Raw genomic sequence first — 13,115 nt, 5'->3', positions numbered from 1 at the left:
GACGAGTGCCCCTGGCCGCCGACCTCCGAACGGTCAGCGGGCGGGGGCACTCGTGTGCGTCAGTGAGGCCCAGACAAGGGGAGACTCCCCGATACTTCCGTGTCTCCGCCATTCGTCGAGCTGCGCACGTTGCCATCGATTCAACTCCGCGACCGGATCGTCGGTCATGTGGGCGCGATCGACCTCGAGCGCGAGGGCAGTAGTCGGCCGCACGTCGGCGGCCAGTGTCGGGTACGCCGCATGGAAGGCTGCGTCCGTAGGCATCGTCCATCGTGTGGTCGATACGAGTTCGGCACCGGAGTCGATCATGGCGATTACCAGACCAAACGTTTCGATCGCACGGTAGTCGGCACCACCCTCGCATCCGATCACAGCCACCCGGGGCGGCATCTTCCACCCGTGAGCTGCAAGGGCTCCCGCTCGGGACCCGGACGACACTTCCGCGCCGAGAAGGATATCGAGGGCACTGAGCGGTGCAGGCTCGTCCGACAGCAGCAGCGCCGCAGATCCGGGCGTGTCGGGTTCGGAGTCCACATGCCCGAAGTAGAACAGGCGCGACCGTTCGGTTCGCAGCGCCGAGGCAAGCTCCAGTCGTGTCACGCGACCGTTGATCGGTGCAACGGCTTCCTCGTCCTCCCACAGGGCGTGCCCGGCATCTCGGAGTTCCTCGAGACGTCGGACGAATGGCGCACGGTCGGAATGCGAGACCAGAACCTGGCTCGCCGGAGTGCTCGGAGCCAGAAGAGGATCGATCACGAGCAATGCAGGGCGATCGCACACCTGCCGCCATGATTTCGGTCGAACACTGCGCCGGGCATGCACAGTTGCCGGTGGGTCGTAACGGATCTCGGCCAACTCGACGAGACGCCGACCGTCGTCGGTCATCAGGATCTCCCACGGCACTCGTGCGAGACGGGGACTCGGTGTCAGACGGATGCGTACTCGCTCTCCGGCGGTGACGTATCGCAGAATCTGCGCGAGCAGGTGTCCGGGAAGAAGAGCGTCGGCGAGACGACGTGCGAGAGTGGCCTCCCGGTCTCGGTCTGCCAATGCGCCCGTGCGAAGGGCCCGCAGTACAGCGACTTCGGGGTCCTCACCGACGAGAGGGGCCGGCAGCGCATCGTCCAACTCTCCGAGGACGGCGTCGAGGATGTCCGTCTCGAACCGGTGGGCATTCGAGATGAACGGTTCCGTCATCCATGTCCACGAGAGGTAGGTCGGACCGACGTCTGCTGACCGGAGGAGAACTTCGTGTACTTTCGTCGCGGTCGTCACAGATTGTCGTCCCACGGTTCGATCGGGAGCATTTCGGCGAGTAAGGGACGCATGCCGTCGTCGGGGATCGCTGTTCGTCGCAGACTCACGACGTATCGCTGTATCGCGTCGAGCCGCGCGACGAGCAAATCGGCAATCGCCGTGGCGTCCGAGGGCAGGGAAGCGATCGTCGCCTGGATGCGGTTACGCGCGTTCACCGCGCTCGCGCGGGCCTGGGCCATCAGAGCTGTGGCGGAGTCCTGGGCCGAATCGATGGTGCTATCCCCTGCAGATGAATCCAGGGAGTGGAGTAATGCGAGCGCCGTCCGGTGGTGTGTCCAGGCGTCGATCATGAGCCGATCGATGTACGCGAGTTCGCGATTCAATGGGGTGGTGCGGAGCGCACGGATGTCGGTGTCCGATTCGAAGACACCGAACACCAAGGAGTCGAACTCGTGTCCGAAGAGCGGCAGGGTCGCGACGAGCATCCGGTCGTCGTCGTTCGTCATCGGCTCCGTGGAGACGAGCCGGCCGGTGGTTCTGTCGGCTGCATAGGCAAGAAATTGCCCCTCGTAGAGCACTCCCGGGTCGAGGTGATCTGCCAGTCGCAACGAGACGAGAACGTGTGCATCCCCGCGCTGATATTCGGCGAACATCTCGGGCGATTCGGCTCCGGCCCAGCCGAATACGCGTGCCGGAACTACATGTGGGTCTATCCGATGAGAACGTACGACGAACATCGGTTCGGGTTCGGGTTCACCACGTGTGTCCGCGGACAACGCCAGTGCCGAGGCGCCGGTCTGTTCGTCGATCAGTCCATGTGCCCAACGATCGACCTCATCGGTCGAAGGGACCTCAGCTCGGAGTCGGTCGGCGAGAACACGTACTTCTGCGCCCCAGAACTTGTCCGAAACCGAGTCGGCGGCCAATTGTGCGATCGCGGTGAGTTCGTTGCCCGGTCCACCGGCCAGGAGTCCTTCCAGTCTTCGGTGACCGAGATTCTCCAGTAGCGGTGTCGTCAAGGCGACCAGGCGGGCTGCGGCGATTCTGTTACCGGTCTGCTGGTGCGCTGCTGCTTCATCGAGAAGAAGTGCTGCCTCGTTCATCGGTTTCGGAGACCACCTCGAGACGGCAATGGTGAGAGCGAGGCGGGCCCAATTCTCGGCGAGTCGGAGAGCAGAAAGGGAGGCGGACGTACCTGCTCGAGCATTCCTCACCTCTGCGGACACCGTCGCATCCCCGACGGCATTGGCGAGTATCGACGGCTCGGCATGGCTGTCGAGTTCCCAAGCCAGGATATGTGCAGGGGTTGCAGCATCGACCTCAACCCGAATGCCGGGCGCGAGGGTTACAGCCACTTCCGCGACCGCCGGCGCAACAGGGGAGTGCCAGTAGACCGTCCCGTCTTCGGCCCTCAGCACAGGATGGCGCTCGGTGGATGGAGTGCTCATGATGTTGCCGTCCCGCTCATCGTGATTCGGCGATTGTACGCATCGATGGACTCGGTCACGCGACGAGCGATCGAAGGCCGGATCCCCGGTCTGCTGGTGGCATCGATCCGTGCAGCATTGATCGATTCCAGTACAAGCGCCACCACGAGGGCTGCGGATTCCTCATCCGTGGAACGGATCGTGTCGGACGGGTCGTCCGCGTCGAATCGTTGCAGCGTATAGGCGCGTACAGCGGGCCCGATAGTGCGCGTGGATACTGCGAGCGTCGCCGCCTGCCCGAGCATTGTGGTGAAGAAGCCGCTGGCGACGGTTTTCTCCCAGCATCCGTCAGGACCTGCATAGGTGCCGCCAACGGCCTTGAACTCGCGGAGGGGTGTATGACGGAGGTATTCCAGTGCGTCGACGAGGTTGTATTCGCGTCCTCCACGAGGCGAATGCTCCGTGCGGGTCGGGGTGTGACGATCACTGGAAGTGATGACCGGAGTCGTGTTGCGGGTCCTTTCACGCACGATCTCTCGCCGGACATCGCGTGCTGCGAACCGCACACTCGACCAGAAGATGCTCGCGGCCAGCGACCGTTCTGCGCGATTGTGGAGGACCACCCCGTCCGGAGCCGGGCTGAAGTGGAGATTGTCCTGCCCTACGGCCTTCCGCAAAGCCTTCCCCGTGCGCTCCACAGCACGGGAGAGGATATCGGGCCAGTGTTCGCTTGTTCGCGAGCTGACGGTGCCGGTCGAATCCTCACCTGCAAGCCACCGGCTCGGCGCGGTCTTCATGTACTCGCGTACAAGAGTGTCCTCTTCGGGCGTGAGCCGACGCGGGGGTTCGTCGAGGTCACCGAACTCGTCGCGGATTCGCTCAGCCGTGTCGGCGAGCAGATCAACGGCTTCGCGGACCGTATCGTCGAACAGATCATGGTCGTCGACTCGCGCAACGAGTTCGAGGAGCTTGGATCCGTAGGCGCGCATGACCGCGGCGGCGATCGCAGGACGGTAGGGTTCGGGATCGGCGAGGAAACGATCGGCGTTCGCGCGACTCTCGAACACGAGTCCGCCTTCGTCGTCGTGGATCATCGCCCACTTCACCGCCGTGACAACCGGACTCCGAGACGCTTCGTCGAGGAGCAGACTCAATGCCTGCCGTCGCGCAGTCTGTGTCCGCCCCGGGAAGTACGTCTTCGGTAGTGCGCTGGGCCTGTACGACTTGGCGAGGGACGCAAAGCCGAGAGAGAAACGGGTGAAGGAGTCGAGATACTCGGCGATCAGCGCAGAGACACGGTTCCAGCCGTTCACATCCTCGACCACATGGGACTGCTTGTCCCTCAAGCGCGCAACCGCGTAGGCCGTGTACCTTTCACGAACCCACTCGACGGTGGCCGCATCGGTGCACCATCCGTTGAGCGGGTCTCGGAATGTACTGCCGTTGGGGGGTGGAGGTTGCTTCACCCATAGCGTGATCAATTCCTGGCGGGAGATGTCGGTTCGTCTGCCATTGAGGGGCACCCACCATTCGGGAACGACCCAGTCGAGGTGGTCGGGACGGATCGCCGTCGAGCTTTCCAGCGCAGAACCGATCAACGAGGCCGGAACCTGGTTGCGGGAGGGCGTCATCGTATTCCTCGGTTCGTCGGAACGGTTGCTGTACGAACCGAACCCCGGGATCTTCTGTGTCATCGCTGTACCACGCGACTTGCGAGGACGTACGCGACGGCAAACCCGCCGACCGTCGTTGCAGCGGCCCACGACGTTGTGGACCCGCAGCCGGGTGTCGGTGAAACCGTGACCTCCACCAGACTTGCCAGGGCCAGGAAGCCGCCGGTGACGGCAAGTACGAGGCGTGGCCGGTAGCCGGTCAGAGCCCCGAGTGCTATCGACGCCACAATGAACAGACTGATGAGGATCCCGTCGCGTTGCACCGTCGTCACCCCGATCGGCCCTGCGAGCATGGCCAGAACCTCGATCGAACCGAAAACGCCGAGGCCCATGGACGCGAAGATCGTGTGCGGGGCGCGTCTACTGAGCACTGTGGCAACGAGGCTGAGCAGCCACAGGGAACCGAACAGTAACAATGCCGCGATCCTGAGGGTCCGATCGACCGGACCATAGCAATCCTCGGACGCGACGAGCGCTTGTAGTGCGGGAACGGTCGCGACGACTCCGACGAGGGTATAGCAGAACTCGACTCCGGTCCGGAGAGGTGATTCCACGTGAGTCGCCGAGACGAGTGCGGTGATGACACCCACGAGTGCACCGGCGATCAACCCCGCAAACCCTTGTCCGGTCACGGCGAAGACCGTCGCAACCGCCAGGGCTGCCAGCACGCCGGCGAAGATGTCCTCGAACGAGAATGTCGCGCCACCAGCTCCGGTACTTACACGGGAAGGAACGTGGGGTACCAACGATCTGCCGAGGAGCAGGCGGTATACGAAGACCATTCCTACCAGGACCAGGACGACACCCAGCGCTTCCACACGGATCCTTCCTTGTCGAACCGTTGCGACCCTTGCTTTCGCGACCTTTCACACTTGCATTTCCATGCATGGTTTTCTGTCGTCCGTTCATGCGACAGGGCAGCCGTGTAGCGCGTATGTCCTCCGAACGGAGTACTGCATCGCGCGAACGGAAACGGTAATTGTGGTGAGCCCGATACTTTCGACGTCCGGAACGAGGATGCGCATGAGATCTTCCGATGGGTCGAACAGCTCCTCGGGCAGCGTGAACCAGGCATGACCACCGCAGGTCTGACGCCCGAACACATTCGCGATCTGCCCAACTGGTTGCGGGAAGTCGATGTGGCACTGGCGGCCAATCCACAGATCGCCATCACGGGGAATCTCCGCGATTACGTCGTACTTCCCCGGCCGGGCGTGCCCCACCCGCGGTTCGCAACGGTGCTCGATGCAGTCGGAACCCTACTGTCGATCGCAGGACATACCGCGCAGATCGTGTTCGACATCGTCGGAGGTCCCCGCGTACTCGGCACAGATCCCTCAGGGGTGGCAGCCGCTGTTCTGGCTCAGGCGCGTTCGACGGCCGGCTCGAACGACTCCGATCTTGCCCTACTGCAGAGGTTGCTGGAATCGGTCACTCAGTCCGAACAGGCGGTGTGCCTCGTCGTCGAGAACGCGTCGCGTCTCACCCCGGGGCCGGACTTCACCGACCCGGATTTCCACCGCGTCCTTGTTACAGCGGAAAAGCTGGTCACCACTGCTCGTCGGAATGCCGTGGCAGGTCCTCACCTCACCCCCCTCTACAACCCTGTGTTCTGGTTGATCGACCAGGAGAACGATCTCCCTCACTGGTTGGTGAGCACGGATGCAGTCCGGGTGATCTCCATCCCCGCACCGACCTTCGGGAACCGTCGTACCGTGGCCGCAAGTCTTGTGTCGTCCCTACCGGGGGCCTCGGAGATGGACGCTGCCACCCGTGAGTCCGTCGTCGAGCGGTACGCCGCTCACACGAACGGACTTACTCTGCGGTCCCTCATGGAGATCAACCGTCTCGCAATCGATCGGCGGATTCCGGCCACCTCGATCGAGGACGCCGTCCGGACGTTCCGTGTGGGCGTCCCCGACAACCCATGGCAGGATCCGGCGTTGAAACAACGTATTCGGGACGGTGCCAGGTATCTCGGCGAACGTGTGCTGGGCCAGGGTCCTGCCGTTCGGAAATCTGTCGACATCCTGATCCGCTCGACGACCGGTCTGACCGGCGCCCAGGGGTCCGGCGACAGTTCGCGACCGCAGGGCATCCTGTTCTTCGCCGGCCCGACCGGCGTAGGCAAGACGGAACTGGCAAAGTCCATGGCCGAGCTGGTTTTCGGCCGTAAGGATGCGTTCGTTCGTTTCGACATGAGCGAGTTCTCCTCCGAGCATGCCGAAGCCAGGTTGATCGGTGCTCCTCCTGGATATGTCGGGCACAACAGCGGCGGGGAACTGACCAACGCCGTGCGTCACAACCCGTTCAGTTTGCTCTTGTTCGATGAAATCGAGAAGGCCCACCCGCGGATTCTCGACAAGTTCCTGCAGATCCTCGAAGACGGTCGCTTGACCGACGGCAACGGATCGACGGTCTACTTCTCGGAAACCTTGATCGTCTTCACGTCCAATCTCGGTGTCTATCGCACGGACGAGTACGGAGAGCGCGTACCTGTGGTTGCCCGTGGCCGACCGTACACCGAGGTGGATTCGACCATTCGCGCCGCGGTCTCCGAGCATTTCACGAAGGAGATCGGGCGCCCCGAACTTCTCAATCGTATCGGCGACAATATCGTGGTGTTCGACTTCATCTCGCCCGAGACAGCAGAGGCCTTGGTCCCCCTGTTCGTACGCAACGTGGTCGAACGTGTTCACAGCATCACCGGCGTGCAGGTCACGGTATCGGACGTCGTCATCAAGCAGTTGATTGCGGCTGCCTGCGAGCGCCTGGACTTCGGTGGCCGGGGAGTCGGCACGGTCGTCGAGACGATGCTGATCAATCCGTTGTCGCGAGCACTGTTCGAACGTGACGACGAACCGGGGTGCGTGACCGTGGCATCCCTGGACGAACAGTCGACGGGTTGGGTGGTGTCCCTGTCGTGACCAAGATGCTGTTGTCGCGTTTGCACTATCCCGTCACCACCCTCGGCTACGGGCGTCGGGCAGGAATCTGGTTCCAGGGGTGCACGGTGTATTGCCGAGGATGCATATCGCGGGACACGTGGCCCGCGGACCGGTCCATGGAGTGCGACGTGGACCATGTGCTGGACTGGCTCGGCGCACTCGACGATGACGTCGACGGCGTGACGATTTCCGGTGGAGAACCCACCGATCAACCGGACGCGCTCGCCTACCTGCTGGACGGCATCGACGTCTGGCGGCGTGACCGGCCGCGTCTCCTCGACGTCCTGGTGTACACCGGGCGGGACGCAGACGATGCCGATGCGCGTGTACCACGCCTCCTCGGGGCGGATGTTCTCGTCAGCGGACCGTACGAGAGGGACTCGGCAGCCGGAACCGCCTTGCGTGGATCGTCGAACCAGGTCGTCGACGCCCGCACCGATCTCGGTCGCCGGCGGTACGCGATGACAACTCTGGAAGAAACCTACGGTGTGCAACGGAAACAGATCGGAGTACATGTGGACGACAACACGATCTGGATGGTGGGGATCCCGCTCGACGGGGACATGTCCCTGCTCCGGAAGAACCTTGCCGAACGCGGAATCGTTCTCGATCGAACGTCGTGGCTCTCATGAGTGCCGACATCGTCACGTGCTTGTGCGGCGCTGCCGCCGACAGGATGCTCTATGCACAATGTCCTTCTTGCGGAAGTGATCTCTGGGACCTCCCGGAGCCGAATGAAGACGTGTCTGCAGCTTCCCCCGAGCCCGGACCCTCCGGACCCGCCACAAGAATCGACGGACCGAGTAGAGAGTCGTCGAGGAGTGCCTCGGTCGTTGTCGCAGGACACAGCACACTCGAGATTTCCTCTGGGGGCACGTTGCTGTTGGGGCGCGACGAGGCCTACCCGACATCCTCGGTCTTCGCCCGCCACACGAATGTCTCTCGCATGCACGGTATTCTGCGATTCGACGGAACGGCCTTCTTCGTCACCGATAGCGATTCGGCAAACGGGACCTTCGTCGGTGGAATCCGCATCGAACCGCAGCGAGAGTACGAGATCCGCCCGGGTCAGGAGCTACGCCTCGCCGCCGATGTCGTGCTCGAACTGCGAAACCACCAGTGACCCATAGACGTGAGGACTTGACGTGACCGTCGACCACAACTTGTTGGCACGCGCTGTCCTGGCCGATGCCACAGCCGTGCACGCGGCTCAACTCGAAGTGGAACGTCGTAACCAGGTGGCGGAGGAGCGCAGACGAGCGCAGGAGGCCGAGCGGCAACGCCTCGAAGCCGAACGTCGTGCTGCAGAGGAAGCATCTCTTCGCCGACGTCGCTCGATCGACTCGAACGTGATGGGGGTGGCAGGCTTTGCGGCGATAACCCTGGTCGTGCCGTGGTTGATCGGCCACTTTCTGTTGCGCGGATGGTTTCTCCAAGAGGATTCTCGCGTGTTCGACGCCGAGATCCGGCCGATTCTGCCGTACTTCTGGGCCGAACTTCTGGCCGGTTGGGCGATCCTCGGACTTCTCGCCGGAGCAGTGCTCGCACTACGTCCGTGGACCGGGCGAGTTGTAGCTGCAGTCCTCGGTGTGGTTCTCGTGATCGGTGGCTTCTGGCTGGCGTCGACGGCCTCCTCGCTTTTCGATTCCGCCGAGGCAGAGTCGGTTGCAAAGCTGCGGTCGACGGAGTTCCCATTCGAGTCGAGGTACTTCAACTGTGGGTACGGATTCGAGTTCGACGAGTACCCCACCGAAGCCGATCAACTTGCAGGAACCAATCTTACGAAGTGGCAGATGTATCTCGGCAGCGAAATGGGTTACGCCGGCGACGGATGCAACCGGTTTCTTGTCTATGCCGGCTGGCAATTCATGGGGGAGTTCACTCTCCGCGACGGCACCGAGTTCCAGGACACCGGTAATGACTACATGTGGGTGTACCTCCCCCAGACGAACGACACATATTTCGACTCGGGTCTCGAGATCTGGGCCTACGATCGCTCTCAGGTGTGGCTCAACGCCCGTACTACCGACGGACGCGTCGTGTCGACGAACCTCGCCGAGGCGGGCAACGGCGGACTTGCCGTCAGGTGACGAACGCCGGCCGCATCGACGTCGACGCGGCCGGCGGAGTCCCGATTCTTAATTGCAGGGCGATCGCTCAAGCGAACACGGTTCCTTCGCATATTGCGGCGAACCATCCGGTGTCCTTCGCCGGGTGTAGATCCGGTTGGGAGAGCCTGTTCCGGACACTCTCGACGTACTGGTCGGCCACCGTGCCGGGAGACGCTGCGAGGAGTAGCGCGCGGCGCAGGATATGCGTGCGTTCACCCGTCGTGAGGGGAATTCCTGTGGTGGCGGCCAGGTCCAGTGCTTCGCTCACAATATCGTGCCAGTTCGCATTCGTGAGTTTGTAACCGCTGCGGGGTGAGTCCGCAACACCCAACCCGGCGATCAACGCCGAGTCGAACAGTTTGGTGATCACGTCATCCGCGTCTTCCGCGTCGGCGAGGGAACGGAGATCTGCGGGGGTCGTAACGGCATGGCCGCGGTACATGACCGGAGATTCCGGGCTCAGTTGGGATATGAAGTATGCCCCTACTTCGTCCGGTCCCCATTCATCCTTGTAGACCTTCAGATCCGAATAGGGAGCACCGGTCTTTGCTTCGTCGGTCAACCATGCGAGCAATGCCTGGAGACCGCGCCCACTGACCGCTCGAGCCGTATTCTTGGGGTTCTCCGCCATCGCCCGTCCGAGTTCAGCGGGATCGAAGAACTCACCGACGCCTGGCAGCACGAACGGTTCGGATGCGCGTCCCGAGGGCGTCGGTGTGCCGACACCGAATTCGACCCCTCCGTCGACGTCGATGAGACGGTGAACCGTGGGTGACTGGCCCTCGAGCCAGGCTTCGATCTGGCTCCACCCCCAGCGATAATCTCGATCGCGTGTGAGCAGCCCGGCAAGTAACAACTTCCACCGCTGCTTGTCGTCGTCCTTCATGCTCAAGTCGTCGATCGCCCCGAGCGATATGTCACGGATGTTGAGTTCGTTCTCGATCCGATCCTCGCTGACCCAGTGGCCGTCCTCGAGTTGGAAGTAATTGCGACCCACCAGAACTTGGTACATCGTCATTCCGACGCTCCACCAATCAGCGGCCTGGGTGAAGTCCTTCAGCGCGCCAGGGGCACTGTACGCGATGGTGCCCTTGCCGGTGTTCGACAGGCGTGAGCGTCCCGCGAGATCGACGCTGAGTCCGAAGTCGGTGAGAACGAGGTCGAGGGGAGCGACCGAACGAACGAGAATGTTCTTCGGATTGATATCTCCGTGCACCAACCGTCGTCCACTGACTGGTGTCTGCATCCCGTGGAGAGAGGTAGCGATTTGCGACACGATGTCCCGTGCTGCCTTGTGGGAAGCCTTCCCGCCCAACCGGGTCATGTGATCTTCGAGAGTGCCGTAGTCGCAGTACTCCATGATCTCGTAGAAAACACCGTGGGAGGAACCGCGTTCGTAGACTTTCACAGACCAATCGGGTCGAAACTGTGCCTCGTACTCGGGTGTTCCGAAGTCCGTCCGGTAGGTCGGTGGATGGTGGAAGAGCTTGATGGCGACTTCGGTGCCGTTCTCGTCCTCGCACAGCCAGACGTTCGCTTCGCCACCGCGGCCGAGTTCGCGGCGCATACGGAAGCGCTCGGCGAGGGCAGGCGGAAGTCGATCTCGATGGTATTCACTTTCCCCTGCTGGGGTTGGCGTCGGCCCGTCGATCCTGGTCGCCGCGCTCGCGGGCGGCGCGACGCCGTCCAAGCGGGTCCGAGCCGGCTCCGCATTCCCACCCGAATCCAGTCTTGTCACGTCAGTCATGGTCGTCTCCTGGGGTCGTGGGGGCGGGAGAGTAATCGTTCGAAGTGCAAGTCAGCTGAACCACAGTGACGTTGTCGCCTCCACCGCCGGCGAAGGCAAGATCGCGTAGAACGAGCGGTAGGTCGACCGGATTCTCGACGCACGCGGTTTCCATCGCCGCTTGATCTGCGTAATCATCGAGACCGTCCGTGCAGAGAACGAGACCGGGACCGTCCGGAATGTGGCAGTCGAAGAAGTCCGGTTCGAGGACGACTCGGCGTCCGCCACCCAGAGCTTGGGTGAGGGCGTTGCTCGATGACGATCGATGGTCCACTGTGAGTTGGGCGAGATACTCACCTTCGACGCGATAGACCCGCGAGTCGCCGACATTGAATACCAGGACCGAACCGTTCGGGTGTACGACGACTCCTGCGACCGTGCATCCCATTCCGTGAAGCTCTCGGTTTTCCTCTGCTGCAGAGTTGATCGTGTCGGACGCTTCCTGGATCAGCGCGCGTATCGGCTCGCGCGTCGCCGCCGCGGACTCACTGTGCACGAGTGCTCCCGGAGCAGTGAGCACTTCGCACGCTATGCGGCTGGCCTCTTCACCGCCGGCATGTCCACCCATTCCGTCCGCTACGACGATGACCGTGGGCCGCTCGATGCGGATCTCGAGAGCCAGCGGTGCGGGGGCGCGCCCGCGGAGCGACCAGCCGTTCCAGCCGATGCAGTCTTCGTTGTTCGTGCGGACCAGGCCTCGATCGGTGGTTCCGGTGAAACGCACCGTCGTCGACTCGTTCATCTACCACCTTCAGTGTTCCGTTCGGCAGGTCTGCGTTGTGTTTGGCGGGTGCCGTTCCCCGCAGCGATGGTGGTCGACCTCCGTACATGCTGTGGGGAAACCAGCCCGGCCGGCGTCCGGCGGATACGGCCGGCCTCGATCCCTCTCTCGTTCAACGAATCGAGGAGGGGGTCGAGTGCGGAGCACAGTGCCTCGTCTGCTGCCTTGTCTGCGACCGCCTCGGTGTCGTCGAAAGCAACCGTCCTGAGGTTGATCTCGTCGGCCGTGACGTGAGCTCGGATCCCGTGTCCTCCGTTTCCGGCACGTTGCAGGACGACAGTGTGGGCTTCTTCGACGTCCACCGGGCTCACCGTGTAACCGAGGTTCTCCAACGACGCGGTGACCGACTCCAGGACGAACTTCCGGTTCCGTTCTGCGCGATGTTGCTCGAGTAGAGAGGTGACGAGTTGAGAGGCATTGTCCAATACCGATGTCGTGGTTCGACCATTCTCGGTTTCTCGGGCAGCGTGACGCAGCAGTGCTTCGAGCGCGGGGGTGGGGGGAAGTACTTCCGATTCGTTCCGAAGAGCATCAAGACGTTGTCGGTCTCGTTGGATCTGCTCGGTTGTTCGATTGAAAGCAGATATGCGTGAGTCGAGATCGTCCAGCAGCATCGGTGCACGGTCGACGTCGCCCTGCAGAATGCCTTTCGCCCGTGCTTCGAGCTCCGAGCTGGGTGCGATGAGTCGGTGCAGTCTTCGAGCTACCTGCTCGGCGATGCGCGTTCGTTTTTCTGTCTCCCGCGACGGGTCGAGGGCGTTGTTCGCTTGATGATGCCGATCGTGAGCTGCTGCACGGTATGTCTTCTCTTCTTCACGTGCGAGTTGCTCGAGGACGTGCTGCAGGTCGTGTTCGATTCTGCGATTCCGCTCTTGCATCAATCGAGCGTCGAGTTCCCGTTGTGCCTCATCCAACCTGCTTTGCAGGTGCATCTGTGCAGCGTTTACCTCGGTCGAGCTACCGCTGGGTGGCGCGCCGGCGGTGAAGGTGAGATCCGGATGTCCCAGAGCACGCGCCCGTGTGCAGAAGTACTCGACGTTACCGAAAGTGAGGCGCCAGTTGCGAAGGGCTGTCTCCCTGAGCTCCGATTCAGGTACGACTCGGTAGGAGACTCCTTTGGGACCGCTCATGT

11 protein-coding genes are annotated in these 13,115 nt (G+C 62.5%); 4 read left to right on the top strand and 7 right to left on the bottom strand.

What is annotated here, in order from left to right; translation table 11 throughout:
- Positions 1-33 precede the first annotated feature (33 nt).
- The 4 genes from ACWPOC_RS09780 to ACWPOC_RS09765 all read right to left on the bottom strand — a co-directional run bounded on the left by ACWPOC_RS09780 (position 34) and on the right by ACWPOC_RS09765 (position 5,175).
- Positions 34-1,197 carry a CHAT domain-containing protein gene (locus ACWPOC_RS09780; protein ID WP_455408519.1) on the bottom strand — a complete coding sequence of 388 codons (1,164 nt, stop codon included), beginning with the start codon at positions 1,195-1,197 and terminating at the stop codon, positions 34-36.
- A 74-nt stretch (positions 1,198-1,271) separates the two neighbouring features.
- Positions 1,272-2,360 carry a hypothetical protein gene (locus ACWPOC_RS09775; protein WP_455408518.1) on the bottom strand — a complete coding sequence of 363 codons (1,089 nt, stop codon included), beginning with the start codon at positions 2,358-2,360 and terminating at the stop codon, positions 1,272-1,274.
- Positions 2,361-2,701: 341 nt separating this feature from the next.
- Positions 2,702-4,378 (bottom strand): hypothetical protein, encoded by a 1,677-nt coding sequence (locus tag ACWPOC_RS09770; protein ID WP_455408517.1) that lies wholly within the window; start codon positions 4,376-4,378, stop codon positions 2,702-2,704.
- Positions 4,375-5,175 carry a hypothetical protein gene (locus ACWPOC_RS09765; RefSeq protein WP_455408516.1) on the bottom strand — a complete coding sequence of 267 codons (801 nt, stop codon included), beginning with the start codon at positions 5,173-5,175 and terminating at the stop codon, positions 4,375-4,377. Before ACWPOC_RS09765 ends, ACWPOC_RS09770 begins: the two co-directional genes overlap by 4 nt.
- Before the next feature lie 255 nt (positions 5,176-5,430).
- Here ACWPOC_RS09765 and ACWPOC_RS09760 point away from each other — a divergent pair, with 255 nt between their 5' ends.
- The 4 genes from ACWPOC_RS09760 to ACWPOC_RS09745 all read left to right on the top strand — a co-directional run bounded on the left by ACWPOC_RS09760 (position 5,431) and on the right by ACWPOC_RS09745 (position 9,395).
- The gene (locus ACWPOC_RS09760; protein WP_455408515.1) at positions 5,431-7,284 is read left to right on the top strand and encodes an AAA family ATPase; all 1,854 of its coding nucleotides are present in this window, start codon (positions 5,431-5,433) and stop codon (positions 7,282-7,284) included.
- A gap of 5 nt (positions 7,285-7,289) precedes the next feature.
- On the top strand, positions 7,290-7,937 hold the full coding sequence (locus ACWPOC_RS09755) for a 4Fe-4S cluster-binding domain-containing protein (protein ID WP_455408728.1): 648 nt from the start codon (positions 7,290-7,292) through the stop codon (positions 7,935-7,937).
- A 251-nt stretch (positions 7,938-8,188) separates the two neighbouring features.
- Positions 8,189-8,428 (top strand): FHA domain-containing protein, encoded by a 240-nt coding sequence (locus ACWPOC_RS09750; protein WP_455408514.1) that lies wholly within the window; start codon positions 8,189-8,191, stop codon positions 8,426-8,428.
- 22 nt (positions 8,429-8,450) lie between these two features.
- On the top strand, positions 8,451-9,395 hold the full coding sequence (locus ACWPOC_RS09745; protein ID WP_455408513.1) for a hypothetical protein: 945 nt from the start codon (positions 8,451-8,453) through the stop codon (positions 9,393-9,395).
- A 67-nt stretch (positions 9,396-9,462) separates the two neighbouring features.
- Here the strand turns inward: ACWPOC_RS09745 and ACWPOC_RS09740 are convergent, their stop codons facing one another.
- From ACWPOC_RS09740 to ACWPOC_RS09730, 3 genes are read right to left on the bottom strand one after another with little or no spacing between them, the layout of a single operon-like run.
- On the bottom strand, positions 9,463-11,163 hold the full coding sequence (locus tag ACWPOC_RS09740) for a serine/threonine protein kinase (RefSeq protein WP_455408512.1): 1,701 nt from the start codon (positions 11,161-11,163) through the stop codon (positions 9,463-9,465).
- Positions 11,156-11,944 carry a PP2C family protein-serine/threonine phosphatase gene (locus ACWPOC_RS09735; RefSeq protein ID WP_455408511.1) on the bottom strand — a complete coding sequence of 263 codons (789 nt, stop codon included), beginning with the start codon at positions 11,942-11,944 and terminating at the stop codon, positions 11,156-11,158. Before ACWPOC_RS09735 ends, ACWPOC_RS09740 begins: the two co-directional genes overlap by 8 nt.
- Complete coding sequence (locus ACWPOC_RS09730; RefSeq protein WP_455408510.1) at positions 11,941-13,113, bottom strand: hypothetical protein; 1,173 nt, start codon at positions 13,111-13,113, stop codon at positions 11,941-11,943. Before ACWPOC_RS09730 ends, ACWPOC_RS09735 begins: the two co-directional genes overlap by 4 nt.
- Positions 13,114-13,115 lie beyond the last annotated feature (2 nt).

It is taken from the genome of Rhodococcus sp. 5G237, assembly GCF_053764735.1.
This window is presented reverse-complemented; position numbering and strand designations above follow the sequence as displayed.

What these genes read in the sequence shown, in the direction of transcription:
- ACWPOC_RS09730 (WP_455408510.1), bottom strand. Translation starts at nt 13,113, where the DNA reads ATGAGCGGTCCCAAAGGAGTCTCCTACCGAGTCGTACCTGAATCGGAG.
- ACWPOC_RS09770 (WP_455408517.1), bottom strand. Translation starts at nt 4,378, where the DNA reads ATGACACAGAAGATCCCGGGGTTCGGTTCGTACAGCAACCGTTCCGAC.
- ACWPOC_RS09780 (WP_455408519.1), bottom strand. Translation starts at nt 1,197, where the DNA reads ATGACGGAACCGTTCATCTCGAATGCCCACCGGTTCGAGACGGACATC.
- ACWPOC_RS09760 (WP_455408515.1), top strand. Translation starts at nt 5,431, where the DNA reads ATGACCACCGCAGGTCTGACGCCCGAACACATTCGCGATCTGCCCAAC.
- ACWPOC_RS09735 (WP_455408511.1), bottom strand. Translation starts at nt 11,944, where the DNA reads ATGAACGAGTCGACGACGGTGCGTTTCACCGGAACCACCGATCGAGGC.
- ACWPOC_RS09755 (WP_455408728.1), top strand. Translation starts at nt 7,290, where the DNA reads ATGCTGTTGTCGCGTTTGCACTATCCCGTCACCACCCTCGGCTACGGG.
- ACWPOC_RS09740 (WP_455408512.1), bottom strand. Translation starts at nt 11,163, where the DNA reads ATGACTGACGTGACAAGACTGGATTCGGGTGGGAATGCGGAGCCGGCT.
- ACWPOC_RS09775 (WP_455408518.1), bottom strand. Translation starts at nt 2,360, where the DNA reads ATGAACGAGGCAGCACTTCTTCTCGATGAAGCAGCAGCGCACCAGCAG.